The following is a 17,221-nucleotide window of genomic DNA, read 5'->3' as shown; positions in this document are numbered from 1 at the left end:
CGGCCCTTCAACGTCGAAACGCGCGATCGGCGGCGCTTAATGGGCCGGAGCGGTCTCTTTCTTTTCGGTGGTGGTCGTCGTCGTGGTCGTGTCGCCCGCGGCGGCCGGAGCTTCAGCGGCGGTGGTGGCGTCGGGAGCGGCGGGAGTGGAGGCGGCGGCGTCGGCGGCGGCCTTGTTGGCGTCGGCGGCGGCGCCGGCGGCGGTCGCAGCGGCGTCGGTGGCGGTGCTGGCCGAGGCGGCGGCTTCCTGGGCCTTCTGGGCCGAAGCGTCGGCGGCCTCGTCCTTCTTGCCGCAGGCGGCCAGCGAAAGCGCCGAAACAGCGAGGCCGGCGACCAGGATCGAGCGGAGAATCTTGGTGGTCATGGGCGTATCCCTTGCGACTGCTTGTCCACGTGGGGCGCGGTCGGGTGACCGCGTCACGTCAGAGTTACGGAACACCTTTTCGTGAACTCGTGCAAGCCAAAGCTCACGAATCCGTGATCTGACGGATCAAGCCTCGTTGGGGATCTGCTGCAGGGCCTCTTCCAGCTCCAAGAAGCTCGGCTGGGCCGGCGACGGCACGCTGCCGCGGCCGATCTCGACCGAGATCTGGGCGGCGTTGCCGTGCAGGTGGGCGACCAGCACTGACTGGATGATCTTGTAGAACGAACCTTCCTCTTCGACCACGTCCTTCAGGCGGGTGGCGAAGGGCCCGACCAGGCCATAGGCCAGGAACACGCCCAGGAAGGTGCCGACCAGCGCGCCGCCGATCATCGCGCCCAGCACGGCCGGCGGCTCGGTGATCGAGCCCATGGTCTTGATGACGCCGAGCACGGCGGCGACGATGCCCAGGGCCGGCAGGGCGTCGGCCAGGCTCTGCAGGGCGTGCGAGGGGGCGTGACCCTCGTGATGGTGCTTTTCCAGCTGCTTCTCCATCGCGTCCTCGACCTGGTGGGGATCCTCCAGGTTCATGGTCATCATCCGCAGGGTGTCGCAGATGAAGTCGACGGCGAAGTGGTCCTTGGTGATCTTGGGGTAGCGCTGAAAGATCGAGCTTTCGTGCGGCTTTTCGATGTGGCTTTCCAGGGCGATGACGCCCTTGGACTTCATGGTCTTGGTCAGCAGGAACAGCAGGCTGAGCAGGTCGCGATAGTCGGCGGTCTTCCACTTGGGGCCCGAAAAGATCTTGGCGAAACCGCCGCCGGTGGCCTTGATCACCGTCATCGAGTTCGAGATCAGGAACGAGGCGATGCCCGCGCCGAGAATGCACATCAGCTCGTGCGGGGCGGCCTCGATGATCACGTCCATCTTGCCGCCGGACATGATGAAGCTGCCGAACACGAGGCCGAACAGCAGTACGATTCCGATGATCTGGAACATGATGGAAGAGCGCCCCGGGTAAACTCAGGCGGGATGATCGCCATTAATGCTTAATCCAAGGTGTGCGGCCGGCCGCCGGCGTGTTGCGCCTTTCGCCACACCCGCCTAACAGATGTTCGAACGTCGGCCGGACAGGGCCGGGGTGACCGGCGCCCTCCGCAGGCCCCCGTCGCGTCGGAGGGGAAGCATGAGCAAGACCGGCCCGGACGCCGATCCGAGCACGCGCCTTGAGGGGACCGCCCGCAGCCGGGCCTTCGCGATCCTGTTCGCCGTGCTGCTCAGCAGCGCCGCCGGCAACACCGCCCTGCAGACCGTGCTGCCGGCTATCGGCCGTCAGGTGGGCATTCCCGACGTGCAGATTGTCTCGATCTTTTCGCTGTCGGCCCTGCTGTGGGGGGTGATGTCGCCAGTCTGGGCCCGGCGGTCGGACCGGCTGGGCCGCAAGCCGATGGTGATGCTGGGCATGGCCGGTTTCGCCGTCTCGATGCTGGGCTTCGGCTTCTTCATCCTGATGGGCTTGAAGGGGCTGATGGCCCCGCTGGCGGTGTTCGTCGGCGCGGCCCTGTCGCGGGCGATCTTCGGCCTGGCCGGCTCGGCCTCCAACCCCGCCGCCCAGGCCTATGTCGCCGACCGCACCGCCCCGGCCGAGCGCACCAACGCCCTGGCGACCATGGCCTCGGCGACGGGGCTGGGCACCATCCTGGGGCCGGCGGTGGCGCCGTTCCTGGTGTTTCCATTGATCACCCTGTCGGGACCGATGTTCGCCTTCGCGATCCTGGCGGGCGTCGTGCTGGTCCTGGTGGTGCGCGGCCTGCCCGAGCGGCCGCAGGAGATTCCGGGCCGCGAGGCGAGCGGCGCCGATCGGCCCCGCATCCGTTGGAACGACCGGCGGATCCTGCCCTTCGTGGTCTACGGCTTCCTGCTGGCCTCGGCCCAGAGCGTCAACCAGCAGACCCTGGGCTTCATGGTCATCGACAAGCTGCGGATGGCCCCGGCCCTCGCGGCCGCCTTCGCCGGGATCGCGATGATGGCCGGCGCGGCCGCCAGCCTGCTGGCACAGTGGGGCCTGATCCGCATGCTGCGGCTCAAGCCGCGGCAGCTGCTGTGGCTGGGAGCCGGATGCGCGGCCCTGGGCAATCTGATCGTCGCCTTCTCGCCCGACTACCACACCCTGGTCGTCGGCTTCGCCCTGTGCAGCCTGGGTTACGGCTTCGCGCGGCCAGGCTTCACGGCCGGGGCCTCGCTGTCGGTCGGGCATGAGGAGCAGGGGGCGGTGGCCGGGGCGATCAGCGCCATCAACGGCGCCTCGGTGATCATCGCCCCGGTGCTCGGCGTGGCGCTCTACAAATGGGCCCATCCCTCGCCCTATCTGATCAACGTGGCCGTGCTGGCCGGCCTGGTCGCCTACGCCCTGCTCGACCCGATCATGCGCCGGGTGGGCGATGTGGTCGACCCGGGCGAGGCGCGCGACGAGGCGCAAGTCGTCGACGCCAGCTCGATCGATGCGACGGGGCCGCATTGAGATCCAACTGACTGCGCACCTGCGGCCATCCTTCAACGAATGGCCGCCAAAGCCGCCCACGAGCAAGTTCCTGACGAAATGCACATGCACGTCGCTCGAAATCATGGGCGGCCTAGCGAAGTCGTGCTGGTCGACGATCTCGGAGAGCTGGAGATCCGTCGGCCACATCAGGGGGCGGCGTTCGAACGAGCAGGTCACGTCCAGGGTTGTCGCCATTCACCTAACTCAACACGCCATTCTCAACGAAAGCACCGGTCGAGAATCTGGCGTCGGAATCGCAAAGGTTTGAAATCACCCAACTTCACTTCGGGCCAGCCTCCTAGCGCGCGGCGACTGTGATCGGGGCGGCGCGCGCCGCGGTCTGCAGGCGCTGGCGCTGCATCTTGGACAGCTGCGACATCGCCTGCTTGCGCGCCGCGACCTTGCAGCCGGCCATGGTGAAGGCGCCGGGATTGGTGCGCGCCATGTCGCTGCAGACCTGCTCGGCGGCGGCGTCGACCCGGGCGGCGAATTCGGCGGCGTGAGCAGGGTTGCTCAGGTTCAGGCCGGCCAGCGAGATCGTGGCGGTCGGCTCGGCGGCGTGGGCGGCTTGCACCAGGCCCAGGGCCGGAACGGCGGCCAGGGTCAGGGTGGCGACGGTGGCCAGGCTGGTCATGAACTTGCGCATTGGAGTGGTCCCTCGGTTTTGGCGCTTCCCTGCGCCCCATGACCAAAGATGTACGCCGATGTTTCGGCGAATACTCGTTACGTCTCCTTCATGACGTGTAATTAAGAGAGTGTGCTGAACGTAATGTTCTGAATGTTCTGTAATGTTGCGTTCTGAATGTTTCGTAATCTGAGGCGACGACCTGTCCCGCCGAGCCCATGCTTGGTCCGCGGCCAAGGCTGGTTGCGCCTTTGCCGCATGAACGCGACCAAGGACGGCCGCATCCGTATACGGATCATGGTCGTCGACGGCTAGTCCCTGGCCGTTTGGGCGTCCGGGCCGGATTTCCACAGGGCCGTCACTCGACGGACATCGCCGCTCGGCTAGAGTGGCCCCATGCTCAGGTTTGTCGGTCGCGCCCTTGCCGGATTCGTCCTTTTCCTCGTTTCGTTCATCGCCGTGGGCGGTCTGATGTCGGCGGCCGGCCGTCCGATGCCGCGCGGGACCATGGTCGATATCGGCGAGGGGCGTCAGTTGCGGCTGGTCTGCGAAGGTCCCGCCCCGGCCGCCGCCGCAGCCCGGCCGCTGGTCTGGCTGGAGGCGGGGGCCTTCGGCTTCGCCGCCGACTGGGGCGCGACCCAGGACGCCCTGGCGGCGGCCGGCTGGCGCTCCTGCGCCTATGACCGGGCGGGCCTGGGATTCTCGCCGCCGGGACCGGCCCCGCGCGACGGCCTGGCCATCGTCGGGGACTTCGAAAAGCTGGTCGTCGCCTCGGGCGAGACCGGACCGTTCATCCTGGTCGGCCATTCGATGGCCGGCCTGCGCCTGCGGCAGTATGTCGGACGCCATCCCGACCGGGTGACCGGCCTGGTGCTGGTCGACGCCGCCACGGCCGAGGCCTCGCGGTCGGACCAGGCCCGGCCGTTCATCAAGGCCTTCACCGCCGCCTCGCGCTGGGCCGCGCGCGGCGCGGCGATCGGCCTCTACAAGCCGCTGGTCTATACGTCGCTGGGCGACAAGATCGGCCTGCCGCCGGCCGCCCGGGCCGAGAAGCGCTGGGCCTTCGCCAACGGTCGCCACAACCGGGTCGCGGCCCAGGAGGTGGCCCTGTGGTCCGTCTCGGCCGACCAGGCCGCGGCCGAGCCCCCCTTCGACCCGCGATTGCCGGTGGCGGTGGTCACGGCCGGAGCGGTCAAGGGACGCGAGGCGTGGAAGGCCCTGCAGGCCGCTCCCGCCCTGGCCTCGCAGCATGGCTATGTCGATCATGTCGAGGCGGCCACCCACACCCGGCTGCTGGGCCAGGCCTTCGCCGGCCATATCGTCAAGGCCGTGGCCTTCGTGGCGGGGGCACGGGGGTAGGGGCAAAGCAAAACCCGCGCAGGTCGCCCCACGCGGGTTTCGAAAATTCGGCTTGCGGAGGCGAGCGCCTCGCGAAGACGTCCTTACCGAGCGCCGACCGGCTTCTTCGGCATCGGGATCAGGCCTTCGCGCTGGGCGCGCTTGCGGGCCAGCTTGCGGGCGCGGCGAACGGCCTCGGCCTTCTGGCGGGCGCGCTTCTCGGACGGCTTCTCGTAGTGCACGTGCCGCTTCATTTCGCGGAACGAGCCTTCGCGCTGCATCTTCTTCTTCAGGGCCTTGAGGGCCTGATCGACGTTGTTGTCGCGGACGAAAATCTGGACCAGGGGTCTCTCTCCATTCGACGGCCCGACCATCTTCCCGAGTCCCTCTCAGGGGCCGGGCGGGCGAACAAAACCTGATAAGCCCGGAAAGGGATCTCCCGGGCGACGAGGGGCGGCTGATAGCAGAGGCGAGGCGCTCTGTCCATGCGCGACGCGGCCTAAACTCCCGTGTAGACTCGGATTCATGACCGATACGAGGGATTGGGCCGACCAGGCCGAGCAACGCGTGCTGGACGAGGCCGTGCGCCTGGCGCCGCGCCTGGGCTGGAACCCCGGCCTGGCCCGGGCCGCCGCAGCGGCCGCCGGCCTCAATCCCGGCGAGGCGCAGCTGCTGTTGCCGCGCGGCCCGCGCGACCTGGCCGCGCTGCTGTCGCGCCGCCATGACGCGGTCGCCCTGGCCAGCCTGACCGCATTCGACCCCGCCGCCCTGAAGATCCGCGAGCGGATCCGCCGCGGCGTGATCGCCCGGCTGGACGCCGCCGTAGCGGACGCCGAAGCCCTGCGCCGGCTGGCCGCCTTCCTGGCCTTTCCGACCCATATGCCCCTGGCCCTGAGCCTGGTCTGGGAAAGCGCCGACGCCCTGTGGCGCTGGGCCGGCGATACGGCGACCGACGAAAACCACTATTCCAAGCGGGCCATCCTGTCGGGGATCCTGGTCTCGACCCTGGCGGTCGACCTGGCCTCCGGGCGGGAGTCGGCGCTGAAGCACCTGGACGGCCGCATCGACAACGTCATGGCTTTCGAGAAGTGGAAGGCGGGCCTCAAGCCGATGAACCTGGCCGCCGAGGTGGCCGGGGCGCTGGCCCGGATGCGCTACGGGCGGGGCTGAAGCTCCGCTCATCCCGGCGTCTCGTCCCTGAGGACTTCTTGGCCAGACACGTTTCTTCGACCTCGGGCTTTCGCTGCGAGTGGGATGAGGAGGCGCGGAGCGGCCGGGCCAGGCCCGGAGACCGTGAGTAGTGTGTGTGCGTTTCGGCTTGGACAGACCGCTCCGCGGAACCGTTTGTCTCGAGGGACGGCGACTGAGGGCCTGTTTCATCCCGATCGACGTTCCCCCTCGGACGGGCAGGATCAAAGTCGCCCGGAAGGGGCCGTCAGCGACTCCGACAGATCCTGGAACAGGCCGGTTTGAACCTCCCGGCCCCGTCGACCCGCCTGTCCCGCCACCGTCCCCGGAGGACCTTGGAGCCTTCTGAGCCCCGCCGCCCGCCGCGATCCGATCGCCAGGCCCAGACGGCCCCGCTCGGTTCCATCTCCATCGCCGCTTCGGGTCGGTACCAAGCGCCCTCCTCCGCGACGGAGACAGGTTTGATTGTGCGGGCGGTTCGAGGGCTGGCGGGTTGGTGACGCTGGTTATTTTTCAGGGCGTTGAAGTTGCTGGTGTTTTCGGCGTCAGCGGCGGGGATCGAGCCGCGTCGATCCCCCTAAACCGCCGTCATCCTCGGACTTGTTCCACGGCTGTCCGGTTCACGCTGTCATCAAGTCGAGAGAGAGTTGTCGTGGGTCGTGGCGTGGAGTTGGCGGCGTCCTGGCCTTCTCAAGACTCGTCCGCGCCAATCTCATGCACCGCAGAGCCCTCGATCAACTGCTCAGGCCCCAGCCAACAAAACCTCACGATCCAAGACAACTCTGTCTCGACTTCGCCAAAACGTGAACCGGACAGCCGTGGAACAAGTCCGAGGATGACGGGGCTTTGGGACGTTCGGTGTGAAACCGGGAGCGAGGGTCACACACGCGTTTCCGATCTGGCTCCGCCGCCGACATCCGGTTGGAGAAATGAGTGTGTGTCCCTCAGCGTCTCGCCGTCCGCTCTCCCGCCAATTCCCCTAAACCTTCGCCGCGAACCGGTATAGGCAGGGCGGGTCCGCGTGACTGGCGATCGGAGGGAGCACCCTCGGGGAGCGCGGGCGTCAGCAGCCGTTCGCCTGGGCGTCCCTCCTGAACAATGCGGAGCCCGCCCATGCCCGAAGCCAAGACCCTGATCGCCTTCGCCCTGGTCTGCCTGGCCATGGCCCTGACCCCAGGGCCGAACATGCTCTACCTGATCAGCCGCTCGATCAGTCAGGGCCGCACCGCCGGCCTGGTGTCGCTGATCGGCGTGGCGGCCGGCTTCGTCGTCTATCTGGTCTGCGCGGCCCTGGGCATCACCGCCCTGCTGATGGCCGCGCCGGTGGCCTATGACCTGCTGCGGTTCGGCGGGGCGCTCTACCTGGCCTGGCTGGCCTGGCAGGCGATCCGCCCCGGCGGCGCGGCGCCGTTCGCTGTGCGGGAACTGCCCAAGGACCCGCCGGCCAAGCTGGTGGCCATGGGCTTCCTGACCAATCTTCTCAATCCCAAGGCGGCGATGCTCTATCTGTCGCTGCTGCCGCAATTCATCGACCCGCATCGCGGCGGGGTGTTCGGCCAATCGCTGGTGCTGGGCCTGACCCAGATCGCCGTCAGCCTGAGCGTCAACGCCTCGATCGCCTCGGCGGCCGGAACCATCGCGCTGTTCCTGGCCGGCCGGCCGGCCTTCGTCGTCGTGCAGCGCTGGCTGATGGCCACGGTGCTGGGCGGACTGGCCGTGCGGATGGCGACCGAGGCGCGGCGGTAGGGGTCACACATCCGTTTCCGATCTGGCGTGCGTCCCTCAGCCGCTCGGAGGCTCGCGGCTACCGCGCGCCCAGCGCCCGCTCCACCGCAGCCATGGCGTGCAGGGTCGTGGTGTCGAAGATCGGCACGGGGCTGTCGGCCGGTCCGATCAGCAGCATGATCTCGGTGCAGCCCAGGATGATCCCCTGCGCCCCGCGCGCCACCAGCCGCTCGATCACCGCCCGATAGACCTCGCGCGAGGCGTCCAGCACCTGGCCGGCCACCAGCTCGCGATAGATGATCCCGTGCACCGCCGCGCGGTCGTCGGCCTCCGGCGTCAGCACCTCCAGGCCGAACCGCTGCTCCAGCCGGCCGCGATAGAAGTCCTGCTCCATGGTGAAGGCCGTGCCCAGCAGGCCGACCTTGGTGAGGCCCGCCGCCCGGATCGCCTGGGCGGTCGGATCGGCGATGTGCAGCAGCGGGATGGCCACCGCGTCCTCGATGGCCTGGGTGCAGCGGTGCATGGTGTTGGTGCACAGCACCAGCAGGTCGGCCCCGCCGCGTTCCAGAACGCGGGCGGCCTGCGCCAACTCGCCGGCCAGGGCGTCCCAGTCGCCGGCGTGCTGCAGGGCTTCGATGCGGGCGAAATCGAACGACCACATCAGGGTCCGCGCCGAGGCGACCCCGCCCAGCCGGTCGCGGACGCCCTCGTTGATCAGCCGATAATACTGGGCCGAGCTCTCCCAGCTCATGCCGCCGATCAGGCCGATAAGCGCTTGTCCAGCCATGCTTGGCTCCGCGAAAGGCCGTCACACCGACGGCGCGTCCTTCCGCTAAGCTTTGGATGCGAAGCTCACAAGACAAAAGCCGGGAGGCCGTCATGAACATCGTGATCCACAATCCCATCGACGGGATCTACGCGGCGACTGACGACTATGTGCACGCCATCGAAGTCCGAGATCCGGCGCGAATGCTGTTCGTGGCCGGAACCATGGGTCTGGACGCCGACGGTGTGGCTGGAAGCAGTCTGGAGCACCAGCTGGAGCTGGTCTGGTCGAATCTTCGGACCATCCTGGCCGCCGCCGGGATGACCGTCGACAACATCGTGCGCCTGACCAGCTACCTGCGCGACGTCGCCTATGTCGAGGCCAACGGCGCGGCGCGGGTGAAGGCCCTGGGTGAGCGGCGCATCCCGACCACGGCGATCATCGTCCAGACTCTGGCCGACGACTGGCTGGTCGAGCTGGAAATCATCGCCATAGCGTGAGGATCAGTCCTGCGCCACGCCCGGACGTCGCTGGGCCACGTGCCATAGCACCCCGCACGGATCGTAGACATAGGCCACGCGCAGGCCCCACGGCTGCATCGCCGGCGGCTTGGGCGGCTGGACGCCGAACGCGCCGGGCAGGTCCAGCGCCTGGATGTGCGCCCACCAAGCGTCCAGATCGTCGACCATCAGCTGCATCATGCAGTTCTCGGCCCAGGCCTGCTGGTAATAGCGTTGCAGGATGAAGGCGCTGGCCCCCACCCCGAAGATCGCCACCTCGCCGTCGAGCAGGGTCTTGAAGCCGAGCGCCTGGTAGAAGGCCTTGCTGACCTCGAAGTCCTTGGACGGCAGGAAGGGACGCATCGATTCCGCGCCGTCGGGAACCGCCATGTCGATCGCCTCCGTCCTTCTAGCTATGGCGAAACCTGCCTCGGCGCTGCGGTACCGGCAAGGTCGGCCTCCAAGTAGGGCGACGCTTCCTCAATCCTGAAATTGGCAGGTGTTCCCTAGGTCCGTCCAGGAGATCACCGTGTAGTCATCGTTGGTCATGACAATCGACCTCACGCTTCTGGAACGCTTGTCCCTGAAGCTGAGCACAGGCTCGATCCAAAGCGGCCCGCACTCGCTGATCTCTTCATACGGAGCCCTGGTGACGACCTTGGTGTCCAGAACGCGCTCCGTGACGACCCCGCCACGAGCTGTCTTTTCCACCGCTTCAGTGCGAGCGATCGTATAGGCGTCGCCCCGCTTCAGAACGAGGAAACAGCACGCATGGACTTCCGTCGTCACGGAGTTGGCCGTCGTGCGCGCGGGATACATCCCTCCCGAGAACACCCGCCAGCCGCCGATTGGCGATGTCGATTGACTTCGGATCATCTGGCCCGCGACGATCGCGCCAGACTGTCGAGCGCTGGCCGCCGGCGGCGCCAGGATCGAAAGCGCGATGATCATGGCCATCGCTCCGAGACGCGCTCGCATTTGCCGTCCTGCCCCCTGACGCCAACTGTCGCCAATTATCGCCATTTTCAACCATGACGACACTGTTCGCAATGGGTGAGCCTAGTCCTTCAACCCCCGCAACCGGTTCACATGCCCCATCTTCCGTCCCGGCCGGGCCTCGCCCTTGCCGTAGAGGTGGATGCGGGTCTCCGGTTCGGCCGCCAGCCGGGCCCAGGCCTCGACCTCGGGGCCCAGCAGGTTGGTCATCTCGACATGGGCCCGCGGGGCGGTGGGGCCCAGGGGCCAGCCGGCGACGGCGCGGATGTGCTGTTCGAACTGGTCGACCTCGCAGCCGTCCTGGGTCCAGTGGCCGGTGTTGTGCACCCGCGGGGCGAACTCGTTGACCAGCAGCTTGCCGCCGGCCAGCTCGAACAGCTCCACGCCGATCACCCCGACATATTCGAGCGCAGTCAGGATCTTGGCGACGATGGCCTCGGCCTGGTCACGGGTGGCGGGGCTGACCTTGGCCGGGGCGCTGGTGCGGCGCAGGACGCCGCCCTCGTGGTGGTTGTCCGACAGCGGATAGCAGGCGATCTCGCCGTCGCGGCCGCGGGCGGCGATCACCGACAGCTCGCGTACGAAGTCGGCTGGGGCCTCGAGGATGGCCGGCTGGCGGCCGATCCGGTCAAAGGCGGCGGCGGCCTCGGCCGGGCGCTGGATCCAGGCCTGGCCCTTGCCGTCATAGCCCTCGCGCCGGGTCTTCAGCAGCGACGGGGCGCCGATCCGGGCGAGGGCGGCGGCCAGGCCCTGCGCGTCGTCGACGGCGGCGAAGGCCACGGTCGGGACGCCGATCTCGGCCAGGAAGCTCTTTTCCACCACCCGGTCCTGGGCGGCGGCCAGGGCCTTGGCGCCGGGGGCGACCAGCACGCCCTGGGCGGTCAGCTCGGCGACGGTGGCGGCCGGCACGTTCTCGAACTCGTAGGTGACGACGTCGCAGCTTTCGGCCAGGCGCTTGAGCGCCCAGCGGTCGTCATAGGGGGCGACGATCTGGCCGGCGGCGACGCGGCCGGCCGGGCTGTTCTCCTCGGGATCGAGGATGACCACGTCGAAGCCCAGGCGCGCGGCGGCCAGGGCCAGCATCCGGCCCAGCTGGCCGCCGCCCAGGATGCCGATGGTCGAGCCGGGGGGGAGGGGAAAGACGGCCATCAGTCTTCGACGCTTTCGGCGACGCCGTCGGTCTGGGCGTCGCGGAACGCCTGCAGGCGCTGGCCGAGGGCGGCGTCCGACAGGGCCAGGATCTGGGCGGCCAGCAGGCCGGCGTTCCGGGCCCCGGCCTCGCCGATCGCCAGGGTCCCCACCGGGATCCCCCCCGGCATCTGGACGATCGACAGCAGGGAATCCAGGCCGTTCAGGGCCTTGGACTGCACCGGCACGCCGAGCACCGGCAGCACGGTCATCGACGCCACCATGCCCGGCAGATGCGCCGCGCCGCCGGCCCCGGCGATGATCACCTTGTAGCCCGCGTCCTGGGCGCCCGTGGCGAATTCGACCAGACGCTGGGGGGTGCGGTGGGCCGAGACGACCTTGGCCTCATAGGCCACGCCCAGGGCGTCGAGCGCCTCGGCCGCCTTCTTCAGGGTCGGCCAGTCCGAACGGCTGCCCATGACGATGGCGACAGGTGGCGGGGTCGTGGGCATCGCGACGATTTTCCTGGACGGCCCCAAGGAGCCGCGGCGAGCCCATAGGCCCTTGAATCGGCCGGCTTATAGCCGCTGCGACCCCCGCTCCAAAGCCCGTTCTCGCTCTGGCTGCGCGCGGGCCGATGCAGACCGATGCGTCAGTGCGACGCTGCGACACGTTGGCCCGCCATTGCCAGGGTTAACGGAAGCCCGCAGCTTCGCTCAGAGCTGTGCAAACAAGTGATTCCCCGCCCGCCATGAAGATCACGAGCGCCCGCACCGAGTCCTTCTCCGCGATCCGGCGGCGGGCCCTGACCGAGGCGGCCGGCCCGGCCGTGGCCCGCGCCGTCGTCGCCGCCGACAAGGCCGGGTTCCTGGGCCTGTCCGAGGTCGACCTGACGCCGCAGGTGCAGACGGCGCTCAAGACCCTGATGGGCGAGATCGACGACCTGCGCAACGAAGTCGGGCGGCTGAAGTACAAGCTGAACGAGGCCCAGGGCCTGGCCGACCTCGACGTGCTGGCCCCGGTGCTGAACCGCCGGGCCTTCCTGCGCGAGATCCGGCGGGTCGCCGCCTTCGCCCAGCGCTACGGCTCGCCGGCCAGCCTGGTGTTCTTCGACCTCGACGGCTTCAAGGCGGTCAACGACCGCTTCGGCCACGCCGCCGGCGATGCGGCGCTGAGGGCGGTGGCCGAGCGCCTGCAGGGCCATGTCCGCGAGACCGACGTGGTCGGCCGGCTCGGCGGGGACGAGTTCGCCGTGCTGCTGGTCCAGGCCGACCAGCGCACCGCCCAGGCCAAGGCCGAGGCCCTGGCCGCCGCCGTGCGCGACGCGCCCGTGCAGGTCGGCGAATGGTCGGTGCCGCTGCGCATCTCGTTCGGCGTGCGCGAGATCGAGCCGGGCGCCGACCCGGAAGCGGCCCTGGCCCAGGCCGACGCGGCGATGCTGCTGAAGAAGCGGGTGCGCAAGGAGGCCTGACCGCTTGAGCGGCGACCCCGGCTCATTGCATGACAGGGCCTCCGTCCCTTTGAGTCAGGAGAGTCCCCATGTCCAAGTCGCACCGCTACGCCACGACCCTGACCTGGACGGGAAACCTCGGCGCCGGCACGGCCGGCTATCGATCCTACGAACGGGCCCACGAGATCGCCGTCGAGGGCAAGCCGACGATCGCCGGCTCGTCGGACCCCAGCTTCCGCGGCGACCCGGCCCGCTGGAACCCCGAAGAGCTGCTGCTGGCCTCGATCAGCGCCTGCCACCAGCTGTGGTACCTGCATCTGTGCGCGGTGAACGGCGTGGTGGTCACCGCCTATCGCGACCAGGCCGAAGGGGTGATGGTCGAGGACGAGACCGGCGGCGGACGGTTCGAGCGCGCCGTCCTGCGGCCGCAGGTGACGATCGCGGCGGGCTCGGATCCGGCCAAGGCGCTGGCGCTGCACCACGAGGCCAACGCCAAGTGCTTCGTGGCCAACTCGCTGAACTTCCCGGTCGGGCATGAGGCGACGGTGGCGGTGGAGGGTTAAGCCCGGCGCATTCCTCCGCCTTCACGCCGGAGCCATGATGGCGCCGGTCACGCCGGGAGCGCGCTCGTCGCCCCTCGCCTGCAATAGCCGATCGACTAAGTCGTCGACCGCCGCCTCGGCCGCCAGGATCGAGGCGGCCAGCCGGGCGTCGGCGAATTCGTCGTACTCTATCGCCACGCTGTGGACGTCCGTCACGCCCAGATAGCCGAACGGCGTGGCGAGGCTGGCTTCCAGGTGGTTGGCATGGGCCAGGCGCTGGCCGGGCGCGTAGCCGTGATCGCCCCGCGCGCTGAGGATCACCAGGGTCTTGCGATGGTCGGTCAGCAGCGGCCAGTAGGGCTCGCCTTCGCGCGTGCGGTCAAAACCAAAGGTGCGGCCCACCCGGACGATGTTGTCGATCCAGGCCTTGAGCTGGGCGGGCGGGCCGAAATTGTACATCGGCGCGCCCAGCACGACGAGGTCGGCGGCCAGGAGCTCGTCCACCAGTGCGTCGCTCTGCGCCAAGGCCTGGGTCATCCAGGCTTCGCGCTGGTCCGGCGGGGTGAAGGCGGCTTGGATCCAGTCGCCGGTCACCGGCCCGGGCGGGCTCTGGCCGATGTCGCGGTAGGTCACCGGAGTTGCAGGGCGGGCGGCGCGCCAGCGTTTGACGAAGCGACGGGTCAGGCGGCGGGTGTGGGAGCCGTGGGCCGCCTGGTCCGAACCGTGCGGCCGGGCGCTGGAATCGACGTGCAGGATCGAGGTCATGGGGTCTCCATCTTCCAAGGATGAGGCTGTCTCATCTGTTGGCTTTCCAATGCGCCAGGTCACCGCCTCCCTTCAAACGCAGACTTTTCACGCGACAGATGAAGTGAGATCATCTCGCATGCGCCGCCTGCCGCCCCTGTCCGCTCTCCGCGCCTTCGAGGCCGCCGCCCGGCATCTGAGCTTCAAGCGCGCCGCTGAGGAGCTGGCGGTGACCCCGACGGCGATCAGTCATCAGGTGCGGCAGCTGGAGGATCATCTGGGCCTGGCCCTGTTCACGCGCGGGCCCCGGCGGGTGGCGCTGACCGTCGCCGGCGCGCGCCTGCATCCCGTGCTGACGGATGGCTTCGACGCCTTCGCCCAGGCGATCGCCGCCCTGGCGCCCCGCGGCGGTCGACGGGTGGTGACGCTGTCGGCGACCGTGGCCTTCACCGCCAAGCGCCTGGCCGGCCGGGTCGAGGCCTTCCGGCGGGCCCATCCGGACCTCGACCTGCGGCTGCTGGCCACCGACGATCCCGTCGACCTGAGGGCCGGCGAAGCCGACGCGGCGATCCGCTATGGCCTGGGTCCCTATCCCGGCCTGGTCTCCGAGCCGCTGATCGAGGACCGTTTCGCGCCGGTGTGCAGTCCCCGCCTGGGGCTGGTCGAGCCGCGCGACCTGGCCGGCCAGTCGCTGATCCATGCCGAGTGGCGGCACCCGACGCCCGACACCCCCACCTGGCGGCTCTGGGTCCGGCAAGCCGGCCGCACGGACCTGGACGTCGAGGCCGGGCCGCGCTTCACTGACGACACCCACGCCATCCAGGCCGCCGTCGCGGGGCAGGGGGTGGCGCTGGCCAGTCTGACCCTGGCGGCGGAGGAATTGGCCGGCGGCCTGCTGGTTTCGCCCTTCGGCCCGATCCTGGCCGGTCGGCGCTTCGAACTGGTCTATCCGCCGGCCGCCCGCGACGGCGAGGCGGTGACGGCGCTGCGGGAATGGCTGGCGGTCGTTGTGACTTAGAGGGCGCGCACCACCGGACTGTGTATCGCCTCGGCGGCTTTGATGAAGCGCTTGTCGAAGCTGACGAAGGCCTCGCAAGCCGCGGCGGCCGCAAGATGGAGCGCGTCGGCGAAGTCCAGGCCTTCGACCGTCCACGTCAAAGCCCGGGCGGCGCGGGCCGGATCTTCCAAAGTCACGTTCGGGAGGCCGGCGAAGCGGGTCAGCGCCTCGGCGCAGGCCTGGCTTGAAAATTCGTAGACGCTGCGCAGAACCCATTCGGTCTCGAGCAGAACGGTCGTGGCGACAAACACTGCATTCTCGTCGATCACGACGCGGGCGGCCGCCGATTGTTCCGGATGGTCGCCGGTCAGGTAGCGAACGACGACATTGGTATCAATCGCCAGCATGTCGCCGCCGGGCTTCGGCGGCGACGCCCGCCTCCATGTCCTCAAGCGTTTTCGGCGGCCCGGCGTACGGCAGGGATCCAAAGACGTCCTGCGGCTTCGTGGGTTCGAAAACCGCCGCCGCTCGCAGGAGCACGCCGTCGGGGGTGTCCTCGACCACGAGCCGTGTTCCGGGGCCCCAGTTCCGGTCGCGACGGATGCCCTGGGGCAGGATGAGCTGCCCCTTCGTCGACAGGGTGGTGGTCAGCGGTTTGGGCTTGGCCAAGGCGGCCTCCGTCGTCTTGGGTAAGACAAAGGTAAGATAAGTCCGGCGGAGGTGAACTGCAATGCTCTTCTAGGCGCTGTGGACAGTTGACGATCCTGGGCCGAATTCCTCGTCCTTCGACAGGCTCAGGATGAGGAATTCTACTGAACCGCCCTGTAAAGTAGCCTTCATCCTGAGCCTGTCGAAGGACGAGGGCGGCGCCGCCACGCCAAACGCCTAACTGCCCACAGCGCCTAGAGCCGTGCTCCTAGGCGATGATGTCCGGCATCAGCATGTCCTCAAGCCGCACGATCTCGTCCTTCAGGGCCAGCTTGCGGCGCTTGAGGCGGGCGATCTGCAGCATGTCGGGCTGCGGGCGCTCTTCCAGGGCGGTGACGGCGTCGTCGAGATCCTGGTGCTCCTCGCGCAGCGCCGCCAGACGACGTTCGAGGGTGATGTCGCTGTCTTCCGAAGGATCGTCGTCGTTCATGGACGCTCCTCCACGCTGGGTCCCGAGGCGGTGATAAATACCAAAGCCTGACAGCGGGTAAAGGCCGTCATGTCAGGGCCTCGGCCAAGGCCCGCAGGGCGGCGTCGCGCGGCGGATCGCCCGAGGCCCGGGCGGCCTCCAGCAGGGTCTCAAACAGGTCGAGCGGCGGGCCAGGGTCGCCGCTGAGGGCCTCAAGGCTTTCCATCAGCAGCTTTTCGCCGTCCAGTTCGACGGCCTTGACCGCATCGCGGAAGATCTCGCGCGCCGCATCGTCGATCCCGGGCCAGGCCGGCTTGATCGCTCGCCGCACGCTGCGCAGCGGCGCGCCGACCTCGGCGTCCCAACGGCGGACCAGCTGGGCGGCCGCCCTGGCGTCGGCCCCGCGGCCCTCGCTGGCCCGCCAGGCGGCCCACAGCAGGTAGGGCACGTTCTGGCCATGGCCATCCTGCAGCGACAGGCAGGCCTGCGCAACGGCGGGACGTGCGTAGACCTCCAGGGCCCATGGCCAAAGCCGCATGTTCGTCGCTTTCCGGTCTTCAGGCTTCGGTGATGGCGGCCAGGTCCTCGCCCCAGCGGCGGACCGGCCGCCAGGACAGGCCGAACAGGTCGAGGGTCCGGCCCACCGACTGGTCGACCATCTCGGCGATCGACTGTGGCTTGGCGTAGAACGCCGGCAGCGGCGGGGCGATCACCGCGCCCATCTCGGCCAGCTTGGTCAGGGTGCGCAGGTGGCCCAGGTGCAGCGGCGTCTCGCGAACCATCAGCACCAGCGGCCGCCGTTCCTTCAGCGTGACGTCGGCGGCCCGGGTCAGCAGCGAGGACGTCACCCCGGTGGCGATCTCGCTCATCGTGCGCACCGAGCAGGGGGCGACGATCATGCCCAGGGTGCGATACGACCCCGAGGCGATCGCCGCCCCAATGTCGCCCGCACGATGCACAACGTCCGCCATTTCGTTGACCTGGACGACCGAAAGTCCAGTTTCTTGCGACAGGGTCAGGACGGCGGACTTGGATAACACCAGGTGGCTTTCGACCCCCAGCTCGCGGCAGGCGGCCAGGGCCCGCAGGCCATAGACCACGCCGGAAGCCCCTGAGATTCCAACCACTAAGCGGGGCTTGTCCGGTGAAGCTTGGAAGTCGGGCATGGTGAATATTCGTCCGTCACGGGAACAAGCTGCGCAA

23 protein-coding genes and 1 riboswitch are annotated in these 17,221 nt (G+C 68.9%); of the genes, 8 read left to right on the top strand and 15 right to left on the bottom strand.

Translation table 11 applies throughout. From position 1 onward, the window contains the following. Positions 1–36: 36 nt before the first annotated feature. Together ACIPQB_RS01675 and motA are read right to left on the bottom strand one after the other, a co-directional pair. Positions 37–363, bottom strand: a complete 327-nt coding sequence (locus ACIPQB_RS01675; protein ID WP_446483455.1) for a hypothetical protein — start codon at positions 361–363, stop codon at positions 37–39. A gap of 126 nt (positions 364–489) precedes the next feature. Next, positions 490–1,359: a flagellar motor stator protein MotA gene (gene motA, locus ACIPQB_RS01670; protein ID WP_446483454.1), complete on the bottom strand. Its 870-nt coding sequence runs from the start codon at positions 1,357–1,359 to the stop codon at positions 490–492. Positions 1,360–1,546: 187 nt separating this feature from the next. Here motA and ACIPQB_RS01665 point away from each other — a divergent pair, with 187 nt between their 5' ends. Further along, entirely contained in the window at positions 1,547–2,881 is a 1,335-nt protein-coding gene (locus tag ACIPQB_RS01665) for an MFS transporter (protein WP_446483453.1), read from the top strand. Positions 2,882–3,200: 319 nt separating this feature from the next. Here ACIPQB_RS01665 and ACIPQB_RS01660 read toward each other — a convergent pair whose 3' ends face one another. Next, a complete protein-coding gene (locus ACIPQB_RS01660) occupies positions 3,201–3,548 on the bottom strand; it encodes a UrcA family protein (RefSeq protein ID WP_446483452.1) in 348 nt (115 codons plus the stop codon). 375 nt (positions 3,549–3,923) lie between these two features. On the opposite strand from ACIPQB_RS01660, the gene ACIPQB_RS01655 reads away from it, so the two are divergent. Further along, positions 3,924–4,886, top strand: a complete 963-nt coding sequence (locus ACIPQB_RS01655) for an alpha/beta fold hydrolase (RefSeq protein WP_446483451.1) — start codon at positions 3,924–3,926, stop codon at positions 4,884–4,886. A gap of 83 nt (positions 4,887–4,969) precedes the next feature. Here the strand turns inward: ACIPQB_RS01655 and rpsU are convergent, their stop codons facing one another. After that, complete coding sequence (gene rpsU, locus ACIPQB_RS01650) at positions 4,970–5,209, bottom strand: 30S ribosomal protein S21 (protein ID WP_085953736.1); 240 nt, start codon at positions 5,207–5,209, stop codon at positions 4,970–4,972. 181 nt (positions 5,210–5,390) lie between these two features. On the opposite strand from rpsU, the gene ACIPQB_RS01645 reads away from it, so the two are divergent. Together ACIPQB_RS01645 and ACIPQB_RS01640 are read left to right on the top strand one after the other, a co-directional pair. Further along, entirely contained in the window at positions 5,391–6,035 is a 645-nt protein-coding gene (locus tag ACIPQB_RS01645; RefSeq protein ID WP_446483450.1) for a COQ9 family protein, read from the top strand. A 1,029-nt stretch (positions 6,036–7,064) separates the two neighbouring features. Further along, a riboswitch (ZMP/ZTP riboswitch) is annotated at positions 7,065–7,144 on the top strand. A gap of 22 nt (positions 7,145–7,166) precedes the next feature. Further along, a complete protein-coding gene (locus tag ACIPQB_RS01640; RefSeq protein WP_446483449.1) occupies positions 7,167–7,799 on the top strand; it encodes a LysE family translocator in 633 nt (210 codons plus the stop codon). A gap of 58 nt (positions 7,800–7,857) precedes the next feature. Here the strand turns inward: ACIPQB_RS01640 and ACIPQB_RS01635 are convergent, their stop codons facing one another. Then, positions 7,858–8,565, bottom strand: coding sequence for an aspartate/glutamate racemase family protein (locus ACIPQB_RS01635; protein WP_446483448.1), 708 nt, complete (start codon positions 8,563–8,565; stop codon positions 7,858–7,860). A gap of 92 nt (positions 8,566–8,657) precedes the next feature. Between ACIPQB_RS01635 and ACIPQB_RS01630 the strand changes: the two genes are divergently transcribed. Beyond that, a complete protein-coding gene (locus ACIPQB_RS01630; RefSeq protein ID WP_446483447.1) occupies positions 8,658–9,044 on the top strand; it encodes a RidA family protein in 387 nt (128 codons plus the stop codon). 3 nt (positions 9,045–9,047) lie between these two features. Here the strand turns inward: ACIPQB_RS01630 and ACIPQB_RS01625 are convergent, their stop codons facing one another. The 4 genes from ACIPQB_RS01625 to purE all read right to left on the bottom strand — a co-directional run bounded on the left by ACIPQB_RS01625 (position 9,048) and on the right by purE (position 11,680). Further along, positions 9,048–9,434, bottom strand: a complete 387-nt coding sequence (locus ACIPQB_RS01625) for a VOC family protein (protein ID WP_446483446.1) — start codon at positions 9,432–9,434, stop codon at positions 9,048–9,050. A 90-nt stretch (positions 9,435–9,524) separates the two neighbouring features. After that, positions 9,525–9,995, bottom strand: coding sequence for a hypothetical protein (locus tag ACIPQB_RS01620; protein WP_446483445.1), 471 nt, complete (start codon positions 9,993–9,995; stop codon positions 9,525–9,527). Positions 9,996–10,103: 108 nt separating this feature from the next. Continuing rightward, on the bottom strand, positions 10,104–11,189 hold the full coding sequence (locus ACIPQB_RS01615; RefSeq protein WP_446483444.1) for a 5-(carboxyamino)imidazole ribonucleotide synthase: 1,086 nt from the start codon (positions 11,187–11,189) through the stop codon (positions 10,104–10,106). Then, positions 11,189–11,680, bottom strand: coding sequence for a 5-(carboxyamino)imidazole ribonucleotide mutase (purE, locus tag ACIPQB_RS01610; protein WP_446483443.1), 492 nt, complete (start codon positions 11,678–11,680; stop codon positions 11,189–11,191). The genes ACIPQB_RS01615 and purE overlap by 1 nt, the downstream gene beginning before the upstream one ends. A 239-nt stretch (positions 11,681–11,919) precedes the next feature. On the opposite strand from purE, the gene ACIPQB_RS01605 reads away from it, so the two are divergent. Together ACIPQB_RS01605 and ACIPQB_RS01600 are read left to right on the top strand one after the other, a co-directional pair. Further along, positions 11,920–12,639, top strand: coding sequence for a GGDEF domain-containing protein (locus tag ACIPQB_RS01605; RefSeq protein ID WP_446483442.1), 720 nt, complete (start codon positions 11,920–11,922; stop codon positions 12,637–12,639). 68 nt (positions 12,640–12,707) lie between these two features. After that, on the top strand, positions 12,708–13,181 hold the full coding sequence (locus tag ACIPQB_RS01600) for an OsmC family protein (RefSeq protein ID WP_446483441.1): 474 nt from the start codon (positions 12,708–12,710) through the stop codon (positions 13,179–13,181). 21 nt (positions 13,182–13,202) lie between these two features. Here the strand turns inward: ACIPQB_RS01600 and ACIPQB_RS01595 are convergent, their stop codons facing one another. After that, positions 13,203–13,925 carry an FMN-dependent NADH-azoreductase gene (locus ACIPQB_RS01595; protein ID WP_446483440.1) on the bottom strand — a complete coding sequence of 241 codons (723 nt, stop codon included), beginning with the start codon at positions 13,923–13,925 and terminating at the stop codon, positions 13,203–13,205. A 118-nt stretch (positions 13,926–14,043) separates the two neighbouring features. On the opposite strand from ACIPQB_RS01595, the gene ACIPQB_RS01590 reads away from it, so the two are divergent. Then, entirely contained in the window at positions 14,044–14,922 is an 879-nt protein-coding gene (locus tag ACIPQB_RS01590; RefSeq protein ID WP_446483439.1) for a LysR substrate-binding domain-containing protein, read from the top strand. Here the strand turns inward: ACIPQB_RS01590 and ACIPQB_RS01585 are convergent. From ACIPQB_RS01585 to ACIPQB_RS01565, 5 genes are all read right to left on the bottom strand, one after another. Then, a complete protein-coding gene (locus tag ACIPQB_RS01585) occupies positions 14,919–15,308 on the bottom strand; it encodes a type II toxin-antitoxin system VapC family toxin (RefSeq protein ID WP_446483438.1) in 390 nt (129 codons plus the stop codon). The genes ACIPQB_RS01590 and ACIPQB_RS01585 overlap by 4 nt on opposite strands. Then, positions 15,295–15,570, bottom strand: coding sequence for an AbrB/MazE/SpoVT family DNA-binding domain-containing protein (locus ACIPQB_RS01580; RefSeq protein WP_446483437.1), 276 nt, complete (start codon positions 15,568–15,570; stop codon positions 15,295–15,297). The genes ACIPQB_RS01585 and ACIPQB_RS01580 overlap by 14 nt, the downstream gene beginning before the upstream one ends. A 247-nt stretch (positions 15,571–15,817) precedes the next feature. Next, the gene (locus tag ACIPQB_RS01575) at positions 15,818–16,039 is read right to left on the bottom strand and encodes a YdcH family protein (protein WP_446483436.1); all 222 of its coding nucleotides are present in this window, start codon (positions 16,037–16,039) and stop codon (positions 15,818–15,820) included. 67 nt (positions 16,040–16,106) lie between these two features. Next, a complete protein-coding gene (locus ACIPQB_RS01570; protein WP_446483435.1) occupies positions 16,107–16,556 on the bottom strand; it encodes a TIGR02444 family protein in 450 nt (149 codons plus the stop codon). Between the two features lie 19 nt (positions 16,557–16,575). Further along, positions 16,576–17,184: a UbiX family flavin prenyltransferase gene (locus tag ACIPQB_RS01565; RefSeq protein WP_446483434.1), complete on the bottom strand. Its 609-nt coding sequence runs from the start codon at positions 17,182–17,184 to the stop codon at positions 16,576–16,578. Positions 17,185–17,221 lie beyond the last annotated feature (37 nt).

The sequence above is a fragment of the Caulobacter sp. LARHSG274 genome (assembly GCF_052871235.1).
The sequence above is the reverse complement of the archived record's forward strand: the minus strand, read 5'-3'. Positions and strand labels throughout refer to the sequence as shown.

Bases quoted from the DNA above. Each gene is read 5' to 3' on its own strand.
- ACIPQB_RS01675 (WP_446483455.1), bottom strand. From the start codon at position 363: ATGACCACCAAGATTCTCCGCTCGATCCTGGTCGCCGGCCTCGCTGTT.
- motA (WP_446483454.1), bottom strand. From the start codon at position 1,359: ATGTTCCAGATCATCGGAATCGTACTGCTGTTCGGCCTCGTGTTCGGC.
- ACIPQB_RS01665 (WP_446483453.1), top strand. From the start codon at position 1,547: ATGAGCAAGACCGGCCCGGACGCCGATCCGAGCACGCGCCTTGAGGGG.
- ACIPQB_RS01660 (WP_446483452.1), bottom strand. From the start codon at position 3,548: ATGCGCAAGTTCATGACCAGCCTGGCCACCGTCGCCACCCTGACCCTG.
- ACIPQB_RS01655 (WP_446483451.1), top strand. From the start codon at position 3,924: ATGCTCAGGTTTGTCGGTCGCGCCCTTGCCGGATTCGTCCTTTTCCTC.
- ACIPQB_RS01645 (WP_446483450.1), top strand. From the start codon at position 5,391: ATGACCGATACGAGGGATTGGGCCGACCAGGCCGAGCAACGCGTGCTG.
- ACIPQB_RS01640 (WP_446483449.1), top strand. From the start codon at position 7,167: ATGCCCGAAGCCAAGACCCTGATCGCCTTCGCCCTGGTCTGCCTGGCC.
- ACIPQB_RS01635 (WP_446483448.1), bottom strand. From the start codon at position 8,565: ATGGCTGGACAAGCGCTTATCGGCCTGATCGGCGGCATGAGCTGGGAG.
- ACIPQB_RS01630 (WP_446483447.1), top strand. From the start codon at position 8,658: ATGAACATCGTGATCCACAATCCCATCGACGGGATCTACGCGGCGACT.
- ACIPQB_RS01625 (WP_446483446.1), bottom strand. From the start codon at position 9,434: ATGGCGGTTCCCGACGGCGCGGAATCGATGCGTCCCTTCCTGCCGTCC.
- ACIPQB_RS01620 (WP_446483445.1), bottom strand. From the start codon at position 9,995: ATGATCATCGCGCTTTCGATCCTGGCGCCGCCGGCGGCCAGCGCTCGA.
- ACIPQB_RS01615 (WP_446483444.1), bottom strand. From the start codon at position 11,189: ATGGCCGTCTTTCCCCTCCCCCCCGGCTCGACCATCGGCATCCTGGGC.
- purE (WP_446483443.1), bottom strand. From the start codon at position 11,680: ATGCCCACGACCCCGCCACCTGTCGCCATCGTCATGGGCAGCCGTTCG.
- ACIPQB_RS01605 (WP_446483442.1), top strand. From the start codon at position 11,920: ATGAAGATCACGAGCGCCCGCACCGAGTCCTTCTCCGCGATCCGGCGG.
- ACIPQB_RS01600 (WP_446483441.1), top strand. From the start codon at position 12,708: ATGTCCAAGTCGCACCGCTACGCCACGACCCTGACCTGGACGGGAAAC.
- ACIPQB_RS01595 (WP_446483440.1), bottom strand. From the start codon at position 13,925: ATGACCTCGATCCTGCACGTCGATTCCAGCGCCCGGCCGCACGGTTCG.
- ACIPQB_RS01590 (WP_446483439.1), top strand. From the start codon at position 14,044: ATGCGCCGCCTGCCGCCCCTGTCCGCTCTCCGCGCCTTCGAGGCCGCC.
- ACIPQB_RS01585 (WP_446483438.1), bottom strand. From the start codon at position 15,308: ATGCTGGCGATTGATACCAATGTCGTCGTTCGCTACCTGACCGGCGAC.
- ACIPQB_RS01575 (WP_446483436.1), bottom strand. From the start codon at position 16,039: ATGAACGACGACGATCCTTCGGAAGACAGCGACATCACCCTCGAACGT.
- ACIPQB_RS01570 (WP_446483435.1), bottom strand. From the start codon at position 16,556: ATGCGGCTTTGGCCATGGGCCCTGGAGGTCTACGCACGTCCCGCCGTT.
- ACIPQB_RS01565 (WP_446483434.1), bottom strand. From the start codon at position 17,184: ATGCCCGACTTCCAAGCTTCACCGGACAAGCCCCGCTTAGTGGTTGGA.